The sequence below is a fragment of the Candidatus Saccharibacteria bacterium genome (assembly GCA_034521515.1).
GTDB lineage: Bacteria > Patescibacteriota > Saccharimonadia > Saccharimonadales > JAXHMH01 > JAXHMH01.
In genome coordinates this window covers 1-18,868 of record JAXHMH010000004.1, presented here as the reverse complement: position 1 = coordinate 18,868, position 18,868 = coordinate 1, and the positions used below count along the sequence as shown (strand labels likewise).

At 49.7% G+C, this 18,868-nt stretch carries 18 protein-coding genes and 2 pseudogenes; 7 read left to right on the top strand and 13 right to left on the bottom strand.

Going from position 1 to position 18,868, the window contains the following annotated elements; translation table 11 throughout:
• Positions 1-3 precede the first annotated feature (3 nt).
• The 3 genes from U5K77_03890 to U5K77_03880 form a co-directional block, all read right to left on the bottom strand.
• Complete coding sequence (locus tag U5K77_03890) at positions 4-1,773, bottom strand: ABC transporter ATP-binding protein (GenBank protein ID MDZ7744865.1); 1,770 nt, start codon at positions 1,771-1,773, stop codon at positions 4-6.
• A gap of 744 nt (positions 1,774-2,517) precedes the next feature.
• Positions 2,518-5,043, bottom strand: a complete 2,526-nt coding sequence (gene pheT / locus U5K77_03885; GenBank protein MDZ7744864.1) for a phenylalanine--tRNA ligase subunit beta — start codon at positions 5,041-5,043, stop codon at positions 2,518-2,520.
• An 85-nt stretch (positions 5,044-5,128) separates the two neighbouring features.
• Complete coding sequence (locus U5K77_03880; protein MDZ7744863.1) at positions 5,129-6,163, bottom strand: phenylalanine--tRNA ligase subunit alpha; 1,035 nt, start codon at positions 6,161-6,163, stop codon at positions 5,129-5,131.
• Between the two features lie 158 nt (positions 6,164-6,321).
• Here U5K77_03880 and U5K77_03875 point away from each other — a divergent pair, with 158 nt between their 5' ends.
• Positions 6,322-6,819, top strand: a complete 498-nt coding sequence (locus U5K77_03875) for a YajQ family cyclic di-GMP-binding protein (GenBank protein ID MDZ7744862.1) — start codon at positions 6,322-6,324, stop codon at positions 6,817-6,819.
• On the opposite strand, the gene U5K77_03870 is transcribed toward U5K77_03875, so the two are convergent.
• The gene (locus U5K77_03870; protein ID MDZ7744861.1) at positions 6,816-7,307 is read right to left on the bottom strand and encodes a hypothetical protein; all 492 of its coding nucleotides are present in this window, start codon (positions 7,305-7,307) and stop codon (positions 6,816-6,818) included. The genes U5K77_03875 and U5K77_03870 overlap by 4 nt on opposite strands.
• A gap of 87 nt (positions 7,308-7,394) precedes the next feature.
• Here U5K77_03870 and U5K77_03865 point away from each other — a divergent pair, with 87 nt between their 5' ends.
• Entirely contained in the window at positions 7,395-8,714 is a 1,320-nt protein-coding gene (locus U5K77_03865) for a trehalase family glycosidase (GenBank protein MDZ7744860.1), read from the top strand.
• Here the strand turns inward: U5K77_03865 and U5K77_03860 are convergent.
• Together U5K77_03860 and U5K77_03855 are read right to left on the bottom strand one after the other, a co-directional pair.
• Positions 8,711-9,775: a DNA recombination protein RmuC gene (locus tag U5K77_03860; GenBank protein ID MDZ7744859.1), complete on the bottom strand. Its 1,065-nt coding sequence runs from the start codon at positions 9,773-9,775 to the stop codon at positions 8,711-8,713. The genes U5K77_03865 and U5K77_03860 overlap by 4 nt on opposite strands.
• Before the next feature lie 33 nt (positions 9,776-9,808).
• On the bottom strand, positions 9,809-10,990 hold the full coding sequence (locus U5K77_03855; protein ID MDZ7744858.1) for a ZIP family metal transporter: 1,182 nt from the start codon (positions 10,988-10,990) through the stop codon (positions 9,809-9,811).
• Between the two features lie 117 nt (positions 10,991-11,107).
• On the opposite strand from U5K77_03855, the gene U5K77_03850 reads away from it, so the two are divergent.
• Positions 11,108-11,521, top strand: coding sequence for a transcriptional repressor (locus tag U5K77_03850; GenBank protein MDZ7744857.1), 414 nt, complete (start codon positions 11,108-11,110; stop codon positions 11,519-11,521).
• Positions 11,522-11,620: 99 nt separating this feature from the next.
• Here U5K77_03850 and U5K77_03845 read toward each other — a convergent pair whose 3' ends face one another.
• From U5K77_03845 to U5K77_03830, 4 genes are all read right to left on the bottom strand, one after another.
• Positions 11,621-11,764, bottom strand: coding sequence for a hypothetical protein (locus U5K77_03845; protein ID MDZ7744856.1), 144 nt, complete (start codon positions 11,762-11,764; stop codon positions 11,621-11,623).
• 173 nt (positions 11,765-11,937) lie between these two features.
• Positions 11,938-12,171 carry a phosphatase PAP2 family protein gene (locus U5K77_03840; GenBank protein MDZ7744855.1) on the bottom strand — a complete coding sequence of 78 codons (234 nt, stop codon included), beginning with the start codon at positions 12,169-12,171 and terminating at the stop codon, positions 11,938-11,940.
• Positions 12,172-12,741: 570 nt separating this feature from the next.
• Entirely contained in the window at positions 12,742-12,876 is a 135-nt protein-coding gene (locus U5K77_03835; GenBank protein MDZ7744854.1) for a metallopeptidase family protein, read from the bottom strand.
• Between the two features lie 22 nt (positions 12,877-12,898).
• Complete coding sequence (locus tag U5K77_03830) at positions 12,899-13,081, bottom strand: metallopeptidase family protein (protein ID MDZ7744853.1); 183 nt, start codon at positions 13,079-13,081, stop codon at positions 12,899-12,901.
• Between the two features lie 348 nt (positions 13,082-13,429).
• On the opposite strand from U5K77_03830, the gene U5K77_03825 reads away from it, so the two are divergent.
• Positions 13,430-13,579, top strand: a complete 150-nt coding sequence (locus U5K77_03825) for a hypothetical protein (protein ID MDZ7744852.1) — start codon at positions 13,430-13,432, stop codon at positions 13,577-13,579.
• Positions 13,580-14,214: 635 nt separating this feature from the next.
• Here U5K77_03825 and U5K77_03820 read toward each other — a convergent pair.
• The 3 genes and pseudogenes from U5K77_03820 to U5K77_03810 form a co-directional block, all read right to left on the bottom strand.
• Entirely contained in the window at positions 14,215-14,373 is a 159-nt protein-coding gene (locus U5K77_03820; GenBank protein ID MDZ7744851.1) for a PQQ-dependent sugar dehydrogenase, read from the bottom strand.
• Positions 14,374-14,926: 553 nt separating this feature from the next.
• Positions 14,927-15,290 (bottom strand): annotated as a pseudogene (locus U5K77_03815) (6-carboxytetrahydropterin synthase).
• Positions 15,257-16,298 (bottom strand): annotated as a pseudogene (locus tag U5K77_03810) (zinc-binding alcohol dehydrogenase). The pseudogenes U5K77_03815 and U5K77_03810 overlap by 34 nt, the downstream one beginning before the upstream one ends.
• 399 nt (positions 16,299-16,697) lie before the next feature.
• Here U5K77_03810 and U5K77_03805 point away from each other — a divergent pair.
• The 3 genes from U5K77_03805 (at position 16,698) to U5K77_03795 (ending at position 18,572) form a co-directional block, all read left to right on the top strand.
• Positions 16,698-17,459, top strand: coding sequence for a CDP-alcohol phosphatidyltransferase family protein (locus U5K77_03805; GenBank protein MDZ7744850.1), 762 nt, complete (start codon positions 16,698-16,700; stop codon positions 17,457-17,459).
• Between the two features lie 287 nt (positions 17,460-17,746).
• On the top strand, positions 17,747-18,100 hold the full coding sequence (locus tag U5K77_03800; GenBank protein MDZ7744849.1) for a YceI family protein: 354 nt from the start codon (positions 17,747-17,749) through the stop codon (positions 18,098-18,100).
• Positions 18,075-18,572, top strand: coding sequence for a YceI family protein (locus tag U5K77_03795; protein MDZ7744848.1), 498 nt, complete (start codon positions 18,075-18,077; stop codon positions 18,570-18,572). The genes U5K77_03800 and U5K77_03795 overlap by 26 nt, the downstream gene beginning before the upstream one ends.
• Positions 18,573-18,868: the final 296 nt, after the last annotated feature.

Sequence of the window (18,868 nt, the reverse complement as noted above, 5' to 3'; positions counted from 1 at the left end):
TAACTACGTCGTTATTTCGTACTTTTTCAATTTTTTCTTGGAAGTGTCGGTTTTACCCTGCTGATACGTTAACAGCTGTTCATAAATACCGCCGCTTTTTGACAACTCGCTCGGCGATCCGATCTCATCAATCATGCCACCTTTAAACGTAATAATTTGATCGACATGACTAATCGTGCTTAACCTGTGTGCGATGATAATCGTAGTGCGTCCTTTCATTAATCGCTCCAACGCTTCTTGTACCATCTGTTCGCTACGGCTATCTAAGCTACTTGTGGCTTCGTCAAGTATTAAAATTGGAGCGTCTTTGAGTAGTGCCCGAGCAATGGCAATCCGCTGTTTCTGTCCGCCCGATAACTTCAAGCCATGCTCACCAATTTCTGCATTATATTGTTTGTCTAATTTTTCTATAAACTCGTGTGCGTTGGCCGCCCTGGCAGCTGCTTTAACATCCTCAAGGCTGGCTTTAGGGTTACCATAGGTTATGTTCTCGCGTATAGTTCCAGAAAACAACGACGGATCCTGGAATACGACGCCTATATTCTGCCGTAACGATTTTTGAGTTACGCGGCAAATGTCTTGATTATCAATCTCAATCGAACCTTTTTGTGGCTCATACAGACGTAACAAGATATTCGTCAGAGTCGTTTTCCCTTCACCGCTTTCGCCGACTAACGCAACTTTGGTATCAGGTTTTATAGTTAAGTTTATATCTTTGAGAACCGGTTTTTTATCATAACCAAAACTTACATCACTAAACACAATTTCACCTTTATGAACTCGTAGAGCAGATGCGCCGGCAATATCTTGAATATCGGGTTCAACGTTCATTATTTCAAAGTAATCTTTACTATCGGCAATTGCCCGTTGCGTGTTTTCGACAAGGAAACTTATCGTGAAGATAGGAATACGTATTTGCATGGCATAAAGAATCAACGCTACGGCTTGTCCCGGAGAAAACACACCTTGCGCCGCTCGTACAAAAATAAACATATACACAAACAAGAAGATAACGTTTAAGATAATCCGCCGTTGAACGTCTCTGGTATGCCAAAATTTCGATTGCGGCTTATTTGTAGCAATCATGGTTCTAAAATGTTTGCTAAAAAAGCCGAGTTCACGTTTCTCTGATATAAAACTTTTTACTACCTTTATTTGGCTTACTGCTTCTGCAAACCTGCCGCTCGCAATATCAAGGTGACGGTTTTTCTTTACTTGATAACGCTGCCATTTACTGCTACTTCTAAACGTTAAAAAGATATAAATCGGGTACAGCGTAAACAACATCAACGCAACCTGCCAACTATAAAGCGCTACTGCGATGAGCGAGAACACTGTAGTGAAAATAAATTGCAGAAAGTTATTACTAAGCATCTGCACGAAATTGGTTATCTGATTAATTGATCGATTAAGTCGATTGATTATTTTGCCAGATAACTCGGTATCAAAATACTGTTGGGGCAAAGTAAGTAAATGTTGATAATAGCGCCAGCTTAATATCCGATTTAGCTTAGCCGCCATTTGATCTCCGATATACCCGCTGATATTACCAAACAGCGTTTGCGCCAAATCTAACAAAAATATGACGACCGCAACCATAGCAACAAACCGAATACTCGCGTCCGTGCCTTTGCTTACCTCGTCTATTGCCAATCCGCTTAGAAACGGTTGCAATAAAGTAAGAAGGCTTAGACCAATCGTAAAAATACTTATGACTAAGTAATATCGCCACAGCTCACGAGCCGTTGCCAAAATCCGAAACACATTTTTCACTGGTCTAGCTTATCACTCAATTGCGCCTCTGTTAACCACTTTCTACTTTTCGCAACCCATGAACAGCTCACGACTAATGAAAAATAGAGAGTATAGCAGGTGTAATGATTGGGTGTGGGAGCGGAGAGAGGTTCAGCCGTTTTTTTTGGCTGCGTTCAACGGTCATACAACGACCGGAACTCAAGCGCCTGGCGGCTTGTGAGGACGCTTGCCTCTCTCTCGCTCCCACATCTTTTTAGTGCGGATATATTATCGCACTAGATTGGACAGGCAGGGGTGAGTCCGAAGACCTTGGCCAAAAGGTGGCGGGAGCCTTCTGGCCAAGAACCGAGTAGGTTTCACCCCTGCCCGTAGTTGTCAGCGCATGCGCTGATCGAACTCGGGAGGGAAGCGATGCTGCGCGACAGCTCGTGGGGTTCCGCCGAGCTCCGATCCGACTACCATAGTCAGTGATCGGTTATCGCTGCATAACACTTCCCTCCCGGTAACCGAGAGCAGTCCAAGCATGAGTCGTTAGCTTCTAGCCGGGGGTTCCCAGCAGCTAAAAGCCTCTTCACACTAAACTGTTCTCGAAAAACGAGATTTTTCATTACACCTGCCGGTGTGCGATTGCGAGAGTTAATTGCCTCTCAAGCAAAGCAAAAATAAGATACACCCTTTTAGACAAAATTTCAAGCATAGCGTTTTGATGTTTAATCTATTAAACCAATAATCTACGACCTTTTAGGCGTAAGTAAATAATACCTAAACCCGTTTTGCGCCAAGTTTAGCCTTGGCTTCTTGAGCGACTTCATCTAATAATTTATTAACTTCTTGCGCCACCATGGTTCGTTCATGAGAGACAACAGAAAATCTAAAGCTAACATTTTTTTGCGAGTCGCCTTTCTTCTGATATACACTCAATGGCTCATAGGTAATAGTCCTGTGTTCTGCTTCCGTTTCAGTAGGCAATGCTTCCCTCACAACGGCATCTACCTGCTCAAAAGTCGCTTTTGACGGTACACGCAACGTCATATCTTGCTGTACTCTCGGAAACTTAGATAAAGCGGTATACTTACCCGGCTGAGCGGCCTGTTTAAGTACATCTAGTTTTATTTCAAATCCAGCGGTAAAACTCGGTAATTTAAGTTCACGGCGTACGTTTGCGCTAAACTCGCCTACCACACCGAGATTCAGGCCGTCCTTGTTGGTTATGCGAGCCGACCTACTCTTTTCATAAGGCGCCCAAACCTGAACTTCGCCGTTGCCACTCAACTCGAGACCTTCACCTGGCTGCAATAGATAATCAATGTTAAAAATTGACAAAAGCTCTCTAGCGTAGCGGAGTGCCTGATAATAAGCTGCGCCGCTGTATTTACTCTTGTGTGTTTTTTGGTCTGCTGCAAAAACCATAGATACCAACTGCACCTCAGCTGGTACTTCTGGCTCTGACTCATCCTGCAACCCCTTTATGTGGCCTTTACCAAGTTCAAACATAGCAAACTCACCATAACCGGTCTTTATGTTTGCGTGAACTCGCTCCAATATACTAGGAGTCAAACTTTGCCTATAATGCTGCAAATCTGGGCTAAGCGCATTACTTAGCTTAAACGACTCTTGCTTGTCTTGCCCAACCTTATCTAGCAGATCACCATGCACAAAACTATAGGTCAAAACTTCATTTGCACCGGCTCTAGATAGGTTGTGACGAACTTGGTCTTTTAGTTCCAGCAAACTATTACGAACGGCTGGAGAAATACGACGTTTTGGCAGCTCAAGCGGAAGCTTGTCGTAGCCGTAGAGCCTACCGATTTCTTCAACTACGTCTTCCGGTATTTCAATATCTGTGCGCCAAAACGGCGGAGTCACAACCAGTGTTGGGCCATTTATTTGAACGTCAAATTCCACGTTTAGCAGTAGCTGCGCTATAGCTTCTATTTCTAAATCAAGACCAAGCCGCGTATTAATAAAATCAGCTCGAACGTGTACTCCAATCGGCGTTTTTAGTTGAGCTTTCTCGTCCATAACATCACTAGCCACTACTCCGCCGCTCATACTAGAAACCATCGCCATAGCTTCGTGTAGTACGATGTTGTTTTGTAGCGGACTCTGGCCTTTGTTAAAACGAGTCACCGCATCAGTGAACAAGCCGTACTTCATACTAGTTTTACGTATGGTGTACATGTCAAAATTGGCACATTCAACAACTATACGTTTGGTATTCTCGTCTACTTCGGTCTCTGAGCCACCCATCACACCACCGACCCCAATCGGCACATCGCCAGCCGTTATTAGAACCGTTCCGTTATCATCGAAGGTAACGGTTTTACCATTTAGTAGTTTCAAGCTTTCGCCTTTTTTAGATGCCCGAACTTCAATACTTTTTGCGTTTTGCTTCTTGTTATCTGCCAACTTATCATAATCATAAGCGTGCAACGGTTGGCCAGTCAAAACCATCAGGTAGTTAGTTATGTCTACGATATTATTGATCGGCTTGATACCAACTCGGGTCAAAAATGTCTGGATCATCAACGAACTTGGCTTAACTTCAACATCATCCATGGCTACCACCATAAACCGCGGACACAACCTGGTAGACTCGTTTACAACCTCAAGTGGCAACGTTTTGGTTTTTGAACTTTGGTTTTTGAAGTTTGAAGTTAGGTACCAATCAGGCGACTTGAACTGCGTGCCAGTAATCCCAGCAACCTCACGAGCAACCCCGAGAATACCAAAGCAATCTGGACGGTGGGTGAACATTTTATTTTCTATATCAATTATAAAATCATCTAGCTGATAAGCTTCTGCAAAATCAGTGCCTGGCGCAAACTCAGAATCAAGCTCAATGATCCCATCCTGATCATCATTAATAGCTAGCTCGTGCCCACTGGCAATCATGCCGTTGCTCATAACGCCGCGTAGTTCACGAGCGCCCAGTACAAACGGATTGTCATCAACCGAACTAGGCACAGTTGCTCCAGGTGGCAGCCAAGCGACTGTTAATCCTTTACGCACATTCGGTGCACCGCAAACAACCTGGACGTAGCCGTCCTTATCGCGTACTACGTTTTTAACCACACCACCATCATCTATCAAACAAACACTCAATTTGTCGGCATCTGGGTGCTTTTCGCATGACACAACTTTACTAATTACAATGCCTTGATATTTTTTGCCGATATCAATCACTTCCTCAACAGCACCAAGCTGCGCGCCGATTTTTTTAACCAATTCATCAACCGCTAAATCAATATCCGTAAACTGCTTTAACCAATTAACAGAGACCTTCATAGTAAATCTCCTGAATTTAAAAATAGTTTAAAAAAGTAGTTCGAAAACGATTGCTTGTTTCTTGTTTCTTGTTTCATTACATTCCTTACCTAAACTGCCTCAAAAATTCTAGTTTTGCTGACTCAAAGTGCCGAATGTCCTCGATACCATATTTCATGAGTACCAAGCGATCGACACCAAACCCCCAAGCAAACCCGGTGTACTCTTCTGGGTCAATATCTGCCATTTTTAGCACATTAGGGTGAATCATCCCGCAACCAAGCAATTCTAGCCACTCATCATCCTCCGTACCAGTACCTTTACGCAGTGACTTCGGCCGGCTAATCGCAAACTCAAAGCTGGGCTCGGTAAAAGGGAAATAAACTGGCTGAGTCTTAACCTTAAGCTCCTGTTCAAAGTAAGTTTCTAAAAATGTCTTGAGCGTGGCAATCAAATTACCGGCATGAATTCCCTTACCTACGTACACTCCCTCTAGTTGATAGAAGGTATGCTCGTGAGTAGCGTCTAAATCTTCGTTGCGAAATACTCGTCCAGGAATGACCACGCTTATGTCGTTACCTTTTTCCAGATCTTTTTTATATCGCTTAAGTACCCGGTTTTGCATAGTGCTGGTATGCGCCGGCGCTACCAAGCCATCTTCTGTCATAAACGTATCGTAATCGTCACGCGCTGGATGATTTTCCGGGAAGTTTAAACTCTCAAACATGTGATAATCATCATCAATCTGGCGCGATTCTACAGCCGTAAAACCCATACGATAAAAAATATCCAATATCCGCTGCATTTCTGTCATAAGCGGATGTCTACTGCCAATACTGCTGCTCAATAAATGAGGTTTTTTGTCTTCTGACGTATTTATGTCAAATGGAGCGGTAACGTCAATCGGCGGCAAACTGTCATATGCTTGCTGTTTGCTGTCAACTAAGTCTTGAAGTTCTTGTTTTAAAGCATTTATTTGCTTACCGAAGTCAGCCCTATCTTCTGGTTTTAGCGTCGGAATCTGAGCATACAACGCCTTTAACTCAGTCGCCCTCAAAATACTGGCTTTATCTTCAAGTTTATCCAACCGTTTTTTTAGTAAATCGGCAGCATCAGCGATTTTCTTATTCTTGTATTTCATTACTGCGTAGTATAACAGATGCCACAAACGTTTCGCCCCTTGAAATTTATCCCATGTGGCAATGGAACAATTATAGGGTAATCCTACAGTGTGCCGTAAGCATTAGCGAGCGGCCAGACCTACTAGACAGCAGGCCGATGTGATGCGACACTTGAAGTATGGCAAATTTTTCATTAGATATAGTCTCAGACTACGACAAGGCAGAAATCAATAACGTTTTTGACCAAGTCCAGCGTGAAATGGCAAACCGCTATGACTTTAAGGGCACGCCGGCTACTGTAGAGTGGCTCAATGATGACAAGGCCGGGTTAAAAGTGATTGGCGACAGCGATATGCAAATCGATGCCATTCTAGATATTGTGCGTAAAAAACTTGGCGCCCGAAATCAATCCCAGAAGGTTTTAGACACATCAAAAGAGTCGGTCACCACAAATATGAAAACCAGCAAAGAAGTCCCTTTTATCCAGGGACTCGATCAAGATAAAGCCAAACAAATTACCAAGATTATCCGAGAAGAGTTCCCCAAGGCAAAGACTCAGATTCAAGGTCAAGAAGTTAGAGTTACCAGCAATAGCAAAGACAACCTGCAAGCCATTATGAAATTGCTACGCTCCAAGGATTTTGACTTTCCACTAAATTTCACCAACTTCCGCTAACATTGCGCGGAACGACCACGTACACGTGTCAATCCTACCCAGTTGCCTTCATTGAGCAAAGTTATTTCGGGGGCAATATTGTCCAGTTCATGTATTACTGCTCTATGCGAAATAAATTGATCCACCCCTTCGACATCAAGTCCTCTAGATGGCATTTTCTGACAATCAACATTAAATGGTTCACGGTGATACCTAGGCTCTCCGTCATCAGGGAAAATAAACCTGTGCGACCTATCCTCTAAAAATTCTTCTGTTACATAGAATACAGCAACGCCATCTCTTAATGCGTTAAACCCTAACCTCACCTCATTGGTTCTGTTGCGTGAAGGTCTTTCACGGCTACAAATGTTGAATTCATCAACTCCCACATCAACCATGTCCTCGCGTGGGTAGGTAAGCAAAGCTTTTCGAATAATCTTTAAGTGTCGTTTAGCATTTATTCTTTCAAAACGCGTAGTCTCAGATGCAGTTTCTTGGTTATATGGCATCGTTACTCCTTTTACGCGTAGTATATGGATGAATTCCAGTTACGCAAGCATAGGCGCGATGGAGATATGTCAGGTATACTATGTGGTATGAATGAGCAGCCTTCTTTGTTTAACGCGGCAAAAGCTGTTCTTGAGGCCAATGATCAAGGCAACTACACCGTACCTGCACCGGGGTTATACCCGCATCAATGGCTCTGGGATAGTTGTTTTATAGCCATCGGCCAGCGACACTATGATGTGCAGCGCGCCCAAACCGAAATAACTCATTTGCTCACTGGCCAATGGAGCAACGGAATGCTTCCCAATATGATCATGTCGCACGACAAACACGCCCGTGATGGTAACATTTGGCTCAGCTGGGTTAATCCGCATGCCCCAGATCATATTAATACCAGTGGCATTACCCAGCCTCCAGTCATAGCCGAAGCAGTCTATAAAATTGGGCAAAAACTATCCCTGCCAGAACGCCGCACCTGGTTTAAGACCGTTTACCCGGCACTTCTTAAGTATCATGAGTGGCTGCATAACGAACGTGATCCGCACAACGAAGGTTTAACCCTACAAATCCACCCCTGGGAAACTGGCTTAGACAACACACCGCCTTGGATGCGCGAGCTAAAAGACCACCAAATGCCCCTCTGGATTCAGGTTGTTGAAAAACTTCGGCTTGATAAAGTTATAGCCCTTTTTAGGCGTGATACCAAACTCATACCAGCCGAACAACGCCTCAGCACCCTAGAAGCGCTTGCCTTCTTTAGCACACAACGACGATTACGCCGCAAACAGTACGACATTGGTCGCATTTTGACACACGCTCTTTTTTCTATTGAAGACCTTACTTTTAACTGCATTCTCATACGTGCCGACAAAGTCCTGTGTGACATGGCCAAAACAATCAAAAAAGAAATACCAGAAGACTTGCGCAACCGCATGAAAAAGACCGAGGATGCACTTGAGCAACTCTGGGATCCGTACAGTAGCCAATATTACTCACGTAATTTCGTAACACATACACTAATTAAAGAACCCAGCATTGCCGCACTTATGCCATTGTACGCTGGTTGCATTACACAAGAACGCGCCAATGTTCTAGTAAAACAACTAGAAAACAAGCACCTCTACGGCCCGGCTTACCCAGTGCCAAGTGTTGCCGTCAATTCGGACTGGTTTAAACCGACTGGGTATTGGCAGGGCCCAACCTGGGTAAACACCAATTGGCTTATCATAGAGGGTTTGAGGCAGAACGGCTTTAAAGATCACGCCGAGGCACTACGCGAGTCAACCCTAGAAATGGTCGCACAGGCTGGTTTCCGTGAATATTTCAACCCACTAAATGGAGAACCGGCTGGTGCAGAAAACTTCTCATGGACAGCAGCATTAACTATAGACTTATTGCAAAACAGCTAAAGTTCTTCGTCTTGTTTTGGTTTATCAATTAACAAAGGCTCGACGCTAGGGCTTACTTCAGCAATTTTCACTACGTCTTTATCAATTTTCTTAAGCTCTTTGTGAGCCGTATTGTAATGATTGACAGTAGTACCTAAGCTATTACCGAGCTTTTGCATGAACGTATCATACGCGCCGATATGCCTGCCAAGATCACCAACTCGTTGCTGGATATCTTTAGCCTGTTCTTCAATCTGCAAACTCCGTAGCCCCTGCAATACTGTCTGTAAATACGCCATGAACGTCGTCGGACTAACAATTATCACGCTCTTTTCACGAAAAGCATATTCCAGTAAATCTCGAGCGTTGGTACCGCTGGCTCCAATTTTATTTATCAGCAAATCATAATAAATCGCTTCGCTCGGTATGAACATAAAGGCAAAATCCATGGTATCTTCTGAAGGCCTGATGTACTTAGCGGTCTCGTCAATTCGGTTCTTTAGATCAGCTTTAAACGAGCGCACGATTGCCTCACGCTTAGACTTATCTTTTTCGTCAATTAGCCGATTATAATTTTCTAGTGAGAATTTTGAATCAACCGTGAGAATTTTTTTATCTATAAATATAGCCGCATCAACAATTTCGCCATCCTTGAACGCGTATTGCAGCTTGAACTGGCTGGGAGCCATAACGTTCTCTAAAACGGTTTGTAAATAATATTCTCCGACTCCGCCGCGCTGCTTAGGATTCGTCAGCACGTTTTGTAACACCTTAAGCTCACCGGCAATATCGCCGACTTGTTGATTGGTTTTTTCGAGCGCCGTGAGCTTTTCTGTCACATCCTTAATAATCCCAGCACTTTGCTCGTATTGACGAGCCATCTGTTGACTACTTTTGTCTAGACGATCGTTTAATTGAGTATGCAAGCCTTCTTTTAACTGTTGGACGTTTTCACTTAGCGTTGTCAGATCTTGTTTAAGCATCATAGTACTACCTTGATCAGCCTGAGAGGTCGATTTTTTTATAAGCACCGCCAAAAGAACTACAACCACCAACCCCAAAACAACAATCGCAATTTCCATACTTACATTGTAACGCAACCAACGCCGCTCATGCTAATGTCCGTGGTCGTCTTCCGCGTCATGAGAGTGATCATCACCGGCTGTGGTCGTTGCGGAAATTATTTCGCCGTCATGCGCAAACTCGCTGTGATCATGAGCATTAAGCGTGACACGGACTTTATCGCCTTCATGTACGTCAGGTAGATGCACTACATCGGTGTAGATGCGACTAATCTTTTCTCCATTGACGTAAATGTGTGCGTGACCTTCGCCAATTTCCGGCTCTTCGCCTACATGCTCGCCACTAAAAGTAAAGTTGGTCGTTTCAATATGAAGGTTGTATCCTTGCTTGTTGTCATCTAGTAGCTCTAGTTCTAGCGTAGGTACGAGGGATTCATCAGCAATTTCAATTGCCTCACCGTGACTCTGCTCCATGTGCGTAGTAGAACTCTCTTCCTCATGACCATGATCATGTCCAGCGTCAATGTAATCATGCGCAATGTTGATGATGAGTCCGACGACCAACACCCCAAAAAGCAACAGGAGTGGTTGTACATCAAGTAGTTTTTTCTTAGCGGCATGTGCGTGAATTGACGGAATAATGTCACTGGTCGCAATGTAGAGCAAGAACCCAGCGCTTAACCCCAGCAATATACCAATCGGTAGCACTTCTTCGCTGCCAAGTGCGAAGGTGAGTACTGCAGCCGCGGTGGTAGCCAGCGCACTTAAAACATTGACAATGAGCACGTTGCGGCGGCGCATACCTTTCTTAAGCAATAAGCCGAAGTCGCCAATTTCTTGAGGTATTTCGTGTGCCGCAACTGCAATAGTCGTCACAATACCAGTCGGGACGCTTATCAAAAATCCAGCCGTAATAGCTACGCCATCAAGTGCATTATGCATTGTATCCCCAACAATAATCAGAGATTTATTGGCAGTTTCTTCCTCCTCATGAGAGTGGTGGTGATGAAACCAGCGCAAAAACCGCTCAGCAAGGAAAAATAATAATACGCCGGATAAAGCGGCGAGCATTACTGTATCGCCTTCGCCTTCGTGTATACCTTCTTTTAATAAATCTAGGAACACCGCAGCCAACAAAGCTCCGGCCGCAAATGGTGTGGCATAAAACGCTAACTTATCTGCAGATTTTTTACTTTTCAGCAGTAATATACCGCCGATTAATGAGAAAATCCCGCCGATTAATGAGAAAAATATAATGTGCCAATATGTCGCCATGAATAGTCCAATCTATATGTTTGTAATAATAATTTATTTGCTTATGTACTGGCCCTAGTTTACGACCGCTTACATATGATTTGCAAATAATTCGCAATTTGTCGTAAAATCGCCTATATGAATCAGGAATTCTTGTCATTCAAAAAGACTCTCAAGAGTCACGGTCACTTCGTAACCAAGCAGCGTATGCGATTATTTTTTATCATGCAGAAGCATAATGCACTGACTATACGTGACCTTATCAAGCTTCTACCTCGACAAGATCAGGCAACTGTGTATCGCAATATTCGTGTTTTTGAACGTCTTGGCATAATCACCCGGCTACAACTCGGATGGCACTCCAAGTTGGAGTTGACCGACAAGTTCCATCACCATCATCATCACTTAACTTGTCTAAAATGCGGTAGCATTACAGCACTGCCAGAAGACGAAGCCCTAGAGGCAAACCTTGATAGACTCGGCACTACAAGAGGCTTTAAAGCAACCGATCACCAACTAGAAATCCGCGGCCTCTGCCACTCCTGCCAGTAAATTAGGCAAAGTTATTACTCGGATTAATTAATTTATGCTTTTTGCGAGTTTATTTCGCTAAATGCATGTTAAGTTCGAGGGAGAGCAGCAAGAGAAAATTTACTCATTAACGACGTGTGGTCTGCGGTTTTTGGCTCCGTATGTGAGCGTAACTCGGAGTTTTGGCGTTTGCGCTTGGGTGTATAAGCGGATTTCTTTGCGAGCAACAACAGAGCCGTACTCATTATCAAATCCATCTTTCATGCGGATTTACTTCGCTGAAAGTATGTCCATATTGGGAGGAGAGCAGCCAGAGAAAATGTACTTCATTTTCCCTGCGCGTTGAGAGGAGGAATCACCTCCTCTCAAATTTTTAGACCCCAGGCGTGCGCCTAGGGTCAATGGAAGCCTCACACTTCCACCCATATAATACGCCCTTATTTTTTAGCCTTCAAGCCTTTTTGCTTACGTTTTGAGCTCTTTTTAGCCTTGCCTTTTTTCTTCCTTAACTTGTCGGTTATCCCTGGTTTTGGATGCTTGGTCTTATCAACAATATCCACATATTTAAACACCTCGCCACAAGCCCAGCCCACAGCAATACCGCCAACCACGTCCATCGGTAAGTGAACGCCTAAAAATACACGAGAGATACTTACGCCACCGATTAACACCAGTCAGTAACCCACCATTCGTGCTTTCGCGGCAGCACGGTCGATAAAAGTGACGGCTAGTAGCCGTTGCTAACGCCGCATGCCCAAAGGAAGGAAAGCCCAAGCCACGCACTATATAGTCACGCACCACTAAATCGCTGAAGAATTCACAGGCCGCCGTCCACGCCCCGATAAATCTTCTGCTACACCCGACGCCACATAAGCCAAACAGCCGCTTAATAGGAGCTTCAATAATATTCCCCATAGCGCCGATATACGGCGTAAAAAATTGCCAGAGCTCCGGATGATGCAGAAATCTTCCCCAGTTGGGCGATTGCCAGCAAGTAGGGCTCGACAAAATTCGGCAGATTATAGAATGTCCAAAAGGCGGCTTCTTCCCACAACGGCAAATTACCGCCACTACGCCACCGCAGCCGAGGCCACAAACAGAATCATCGCCATGAAAAGCTGTAGTGTCTGCCCCTGGCCTAAACCGAATATAGTGATTTTTTGTCATGTTTATTATTTATTTTGTGTAATCAGCAAGCATTTTAGCGCGTTTTCTCTGACTAGAACAAACACCGGCACAGACTAATGTTTTCTGTCTTTACCTTCTAATCGATAAATCCTGTCGTGATCCAAGCCAAAGTAGTGCGCCACCTCGTGCCAAACAGTGTCTTTACGGTTTTTCTGAATTCCTCGTATGTCCACGCCTGGGTGTTGCATGGGTCGTTTAAATATCGTTATTTTATTCTGGCAGTACGCCGCTGTAGTTATTGTTGCGCTGTGTCAACGGCACTCCTTCGTATAGCCCAAATAACGTGACACCGTGATGAAGATGCAGCCGCTCGCGTTGCTCAGGTGACGGTTCGTCCTCAACCACAAAGCCAACATTCTTGATAAAGTTCCCGGTGATGCTCCGGAATATCATCAATAGCATCCGTGACCATCTTTTCAAACGCTTCGTCGCTAATATCAATCATCTTTTTGGCCTAATAATTACCCATAGTAGTGAAGCGACAATTAAAAACAAAGCCGCATAAAAGCCGACTTCGCCGTATAGCTCTACCTTTTTGTAGCCCTCCGTTAAAATTCATGACAAAATAGGCCACTGCAGTTGTGACATAGGCAGCGACCGCTAATGCAGCGGTGGCAAATATTGCCGATCTACTAAGCAGTAGCATTGACACAATAATTGGTATCAAATACAGACAACTGCCCGACTGGCCATCCCGCGCTGAAAATATACATAAAACAATACGACAGGAGATCAGCCATAATGAGCGCGGAACTACCGTTATACAAAGCTACGCTGCGCTTTTTTAGCACTTTTGCTAAATACCACACCACTGTTACCGCACAAAAAGTCCGAGCGAGCCGCTCTGCCAGCGGTGTAACACCATATCCGGTACTGACCCAAGCATCATGACCCACGATTTGCGCCGCCAAGATCGCGATAAACGCAAAATGCACTCGCCCGGCAGATTCCGACGACACTGGCTTGCAGCCAATTCACTTGATTTTGTTTATTTGACATTACGTGCCGCAATTATAACTCTTATGCTGCTGCTAATAAAGACCTTCTCGTCGTTCAGTAAAAAACACGCCGCCGCTTATGCGTCTGACTTCTCATCACCCGACCATTTCAACGCCGACCGTCAGTGTTGAATGTGGTGATGTAGAGCTGGTCGTTATCGATGACAGTCACCGCTCGTATCCTGCCGTATTCATCCACAATGAGCCTGCAAATCAACAGATTCACCCTCGCCAAGACCTCGCTTCATAAAGCGTCACCCGCATAGTCCGCCAAAAAATCGGCATCCCAATATGTCGGCGAGAGCTACGTCGCGTCCGATCTGGATGGATCGCCAGGAGCTTGCATCCTTTCACGCGTTTCATCGCCCTGATCGCCCGGCCAACCATAGTTAACTCCACGCTCGATCGGTTAAGCTCGTCCATACCGGACAATCTTACAACCGGCGGTGTACGCTTGACCACATCCTTCCCTGATCATCCCAGGCAATGCCTGAGGGTTACGGTGACCGGCTGGCCTCTGCGCAGGCATTACCGGAACGGGTTGTCATCAGGTATCTCGCCGTTTTCATCGACCCGTAGTATTTTGCCTGCCAGCGAGCTTGTACTTTGCGCAAGTGCCGTATCGCCAGCATCGCCAGTGGTTATATACAGGTATCCATCCAGCCAGAAAGCAGATCGTCCCGCCATCGTGATAAGAGGCGCCAGGGATACCTTCTAGGATACTAGTACGTTCACTCAATCCGTTCTCGTTATATTTATACCGTTCAACTCGGTTGGTCAAACCACCTGCTGTCTCGGTTGTCATGTACAAATAAATTTGCTGGTTGCCCTCAAAGATTTTGCTGGGTGCAGCGCCATACCTAAAAGACCGCCCTCACCACGGTGAGCACCGTGGATTTTATTTACCTCTGCTCGCCTTGACCTATCCTCACCAGGTTCCCGCTACGCTCATCACCAGTTATAAGTCGCCGCTAGGTAATTAAACTCCCGGGAACATCTTAGGCTAGTCGCTATCACTTTCAATCTCTGATTGCTGTCTTATGTCTGAAACTTCACTCACGCCTTCTGTTGTCGCCGAATCTGACGGACTAAAAAATTGCTGCCGTAGCCGCTCCTAGAAAAATACCAGCCAATACCTGCTACGTAATATCACTAACCCCAGCACTAGTAAAACGTTTTTTAGTTTGCCCATACACTTAAGTCTGACGCATCTAACTTACGGCGAAACGCCGTTTTGCTTTTATGGGTGCAGGGTTACCCGCAGGTGTTCGAGCGCGGGTCCGCCCGGGCCGAGATCGCCGGCGGCGATGCGCGCGGCGAGGCGTTCGTGGATGGCGCCGGCGAGGAACTCCGGTGGCGGTGTTGTGGCCGGCGAAGGCGGGTTCCTCGTCCAGATCGCGCAGATTGAATTCGCCGAGGATGGTCTTGAGCGTCTCGCTCGCGCGGGCGATGTCGACGACGATGCCGTCGTCGTCGAGGCGCGAGCGGAAGAAGGTGGCATCGACGACGTAGGTCGCGCCGTGGCGCGCCTGGGCGGGGCCGAAGGTCTCGCCATGGAAGCTGTGCGCGATCATGAAATGGTCACGGACGTTGACGCTGTACATGCAGGCTCCAGTTCGTATTGCTCGGCCGCGGGATAGCGAACGCGATGGCAGAGCACGCCCGACGGTTCGTTCGCCAGGCGGGTGAGGGTTGCGGGCAGATCGTCGAAATCGGACTGGCTCGCTGATCAGCTTGTCGAGCACGGGGCCGGCGAGCAGTTCCAGCGCCAGTGCCAGCCGGCGCGCGTGTGGCCAGCGGGCGGCGCGTTCGGGGGCGACGCCGCCGACCTGGGTCGAGCGCAGCGTCAGCCGGCGCGAGTGGAACGCCGCGCCGAGCGGCAGCGGCACGTCGCGGTCGCCGAACCAGGAGACGACGGCGATGGTGGCCTCATGACCGGCGACGGCCAGCGCCTCGCGCAGCGCGTCCGGGGCGCCGCTGGCCTCGAACACGAGGTCGTGATCGGCCGTGTCGACCTCGCCGGGCGCGCACCAGGCGGCGCCCAGCGATGCGGCGAGTCCGGCGCGGTCGGAGTCGGGATCGACCAGCGTCACCCGGGTGCCGGCGGTGCGCGCGGCGAGGTACGCGATCAGGCAGCCGACCACGCCGGCGCCGAAGACGGCGATCCGGTCGCCGCTGCGCGGCGGCGCATCCCAGGTCGCGTTGATCGCGGTCTCCATGTTGGCCGCCAGCACGGCGCGGGCGGCCGGCACATCGGCGGGGACGGGCAGGGCGGCGGCCGCCGGGACGATGAAGCGGTCCTGGTGCGGATGCAGGCAGAATACCGTCTCGCCGATGCGTGCCTCCGGGCCCGCCTCGATGCGGCCGACGCTGGCGTAGCCGTATTTCACGGGGCCGGGGAAGTCGCCCGCCTGGAACGGTGCGCGCATGGTCTCGTATTGGCTGGGCGGGACGTGGCCGTTGAAGACGAGCGCCTCGCTGCCACGGCTGATGCCGGAATACAGAGTCTCGACCAGGACCTCGTCGGCGCCGGGCACCGGCAACGTCTCGTCCTCGATCGCCCCCCGTCCCGGCGCCAGCGTCCAGAACGCCCGCGCATGCGAATCCGACAACGGCGTCTCCAGCAGATCAGCGGCAATGCCGCAGGATAGCGTGCGTGTGCGACGCTGTCCCGATCATTGCGTATCCCCGGATTCCGCTACGCTGCATCCGGGCTACGGGTACGGGATTGAGGCCGTAGGTCGGGCTTCAGCCCGACGGACGAGGCGTCCGTTACCGGAGTGCTTGTCCCGGGCCGAACGCCTGCCGGCTCTTCGTAGCCCGGATGCAGCGCAGCGGAATCCGGGGCAGTCCCGGTCGTCATGCATCCACCGCCTTCCCGGATTCCGCCTTCGGCTCCATCCGGGCTCGAGGGTCGCGGGATGTGCCGGGCTAGACCGCGCGCATTCGCCTTGCGGCGAAGACGCGCCTACGGTGTATGGGGGTGCTTCGGGAATCGATGGAGCGAAGGTATGGGTATTAACAGAGGGGGTGCGCATGAGTTCGGAGCATCGGTCGGCATGACGGCGACGTCGGAGCTCGTCGTGGCCACGGGTCTGACGCTGCTGGCCGCGGCGTTGCTGGCGCCGGTTGTGGCGCTGCCGTTTCTGTTCGTCGGGGCGGCCGGTGTCGCGATGGTCGTGCTGGTGGCGGTGGTCGGGATCGCCTGGTGGCGGTTGGATATGCGCGGCGGCCTGGGTGCCGCGAATCGCGTGACGCTGCTGCGGGGCGGATTGCTCGCCTTGCTGGTCGGTTTCGGTGCGATTGTTCTGGCGGGCGATACCGCAACCGGCACGGCCTGGCCGTTCGCGCTCGCGCTGGCCGCGCTGGTGCTCGATGGCGTGGATGGCGCCGTCGCTCGTCGGACCGGTACGGAGAGCGACTTCGGGGCGCGCTTCGATATGGAACTGGATGCCGCGCTCGCGCTCGTGCTGGCGATCCTCGTGTTCGCGTATGACCGGGCCGGTGTCTGGGTTCTGCTTCTGGGGTTGCCGCGTTACGCGTTTCTCGCGGCCGCCAGGTGGTTGCCGGCGCTGCGTAATCCGCTGCCGCCGAGCCAGCGACGGCGGGTGATCTGCGTGGTCCAGGTCGCGACCCTGGCGGGGTCGCTGTTTCCCTGGGTGGGACCGCCGTTGCCGGCGCTGGCCTGCGCGATCGCCGCGGTGTTGCTGTATGGCTCGTTCGCGGTGGACGTGCGGACGCTGTTGCGCGGTGCGTCCGTCGCGACGACGTAATGGATGTGGACTTTCAGCGCGACCGTCTATGCTTGGTTCATGATCGCGCTTGCAGGGAACCACAACGGGAGCCGGGTCCAGCGGAAGACGGATTACGGGAGTTCTGCTGGCAGGCGTTCCATGGAACATGCAGCTCGTATCGTGCATGAAGCCCGACCTACGGTCGGCTTCGGCGTGCGTGCAGAGGTCGCACGACGATTCGCCTATCGCAAGAGCGGTCCGCCAGGGTGCGAGACCGGTCAACGTCGAAGGTGGCGGAATCGCAGGTGAGGTCACCCGACGATGCGATGGAAATGACGGGTTCGGACTCGACCTGCGAGATCACCGGAGCGGTGGGAACTCCGCTGACAGGACAGGAGAATGGCCATGCATGGTATGAAGGTTTGCGGATGGGCACGGCGGCGCTGGCCGCCGTACTGCTGCTGCCAATGGCGGTATCCGCCGCACCCCGCACATGGGTGATCGATCCCGAGCATTTCTCGATCGCGTTCAGCGTCGAGCATGCCGGCTTCGCTGATGTGATGGGGTTGTTCCAGGAGGCCGAGGGGCGGTTCGTTTATGACCCGGAGACGCGCGAACTGGAATCGGGTGAGGTGACGGTGCAGGCCGAAGAGTGTGTTCAGTGCCCACAGGGAACGTGACAAGCATGTCCGCGACGGCGATTTCCTCGATGCCGATGCGCATCCGGAGATCCGTTTCGTGGCGACGGGCTATGAGCCGCAGGGTGAGGATCGCGGTGAACTCCGCGGCGATCTCACGCTGCTCGGCGAGACCCGTCCGGTCACGCTCGATGTCCGCATCAACCGGATGGGCGAGTATCCGTTCGGCGGTGGCCTGTTCAGCGATCCGCCATACGTGATCGGCATCTCCGCCGAGACCACCATCCAGCGCAGCGAATGGGGCATGACCTACGGCGTCGAGAACGACATCGTCGGCGATGCGGTGGACCTGCGCTTGAACTCGAGGCGCGGCGGCAGGAAGAGGATTGATCCCGGAGGCCGTCGTCGGGATGTCGTGACGGATCGAATCAGGCCGCGGTCGGTTCGTCTCCGGCTTGACGCCATGCCCGGGATGCGCGCGTTCGCCTTCGGCGAAAACGCGCCTACGCGCTGAGAACAAGTAGGCCGGCTTTGTGCGATCCGTACCGCCGGATACCGGTCCAGGCATGTCACCGCGCAATGCCGGCATTGCCCGGCGGCGGGCGATGGCGCATGCCCTGATCGCGACGCGCGGACGAAACTGGCCTACACTCCTTGGCCCTGCCGCCTCCTCAGCGCTTGCCGATGTCCGTGTAATCGCGCCACTTCCGGGCCGGTGTTCAGAGCTCGCGCGACGGCCCGATGCGCAGTTCCGGGTCTTCCATCATCTCGTTCCAGTGCGCGATCGCAAGCCGACCGTGCGGGCCATCG

Bases quoted from the DNA above. Each gene is read 5' to 3' on its own strand.
- pheT (MDZ7744864.1), bottom strand. From the start codon at position 5,043: ATGAAGGTCTCTGTTAATTGGTTAAAGCAGTTTACGGATATTGATTTA.
- U5K77_03880 (MDZ7744863.1), bottom strand. From the start codon at position 6,163: ATGAAATACAAGAATAAGAAAATCGCTGATGCTGCCGATTTACTAAAA.
- U5K77_03875 (MDZ7744862.1), top strand. From the start codon at position 6,322: ATGGCAAATTTTTCATTAGATATAGTCTCAGACTACGACAAGGCAGAA.
- U5K77_03870 (MDZ7744861.1), bottom strand. From the start codon at position 7,307: ATGCCATATAACCAAGAAACTGCATCTGAGACTACGCGTTTTGAAAGA.
- U5K77_03865 (MDZ7744860.1), top strand. From the start codon at position 7,395: ATGAATGAGCAGCCTTCTTTGTTTAACGCGGCAAAAGCTGTTCTTGAG.
- U5K77_03860 (MDZ7744859.1), bottom strand. From the start codon at position 9,775: ATGGAAATTGCGATTGTTGTTTTGGGGTTGGTGGTTGTAGTTCTTTTG.
- U5K77_03855 (MDZ7744858.1), bottom strand. From the start codon at position 10,990: ATGGCGACATATTGGCACATTATATTTTTCTCATTAATCGGCGGGATT.
- U5K77_03850 (MDZ7744857.1), top strand. From the start codon at position 11,108: ATGAATCAGGAATTCTTGTCATTCAAAAAGACTCTCAAGAGTCACGGT.
- U5K77_03845 (MDZ7744856.1), bottom strand. From the start codon at position 11,764: ATGAAAGATGGATTTGATAATGAGTACGGCTCTGTTGTTGCTCGCAAA.
- U5K77_03835 (MDZ7744854.1), bottom strand. From the start codon at position 12,876: ATGCAACACCCAGGCGTGGACATACGAGGAATTCAGAAAAACCGTAAA.
- U5K77_03830 (MDZ7744853.1), bottom strand. From the start codon at position 13,081: ATGATATTCCGGAGCATCACCGGGAACTTTATCAAGAATGTTGGCTTT.
- U5K77_03825 (MDZ7744852.1), top strand. From the start codon at position 13,430: ATGAGCGCGGAACTACCGTTATACAAAGCTACGCTGCGCTTTTTTAGC.
- U5K77_03820 (MDZ7744851.1), bottom strand. From the start codon at position 14,373: ATGGCGGGACGATCTGCTTTCTGGCTGGATGGATACCTGTATATAACC.
- U5K77_03805 (MDZ7744850.1), top strand. From the start codon at position 16,698: ATGGGTATTAACAGAGGGGGTGCGCATGAGTTCGGAGCATCGGTCGGC.
- U5K77_03800 (MDZ7744849.1), top strand. From the start codon at position 17,747: ATGGAAATGACGGGTTCGGACTCGACCTGCGAGATCACCGGAGCGGTG.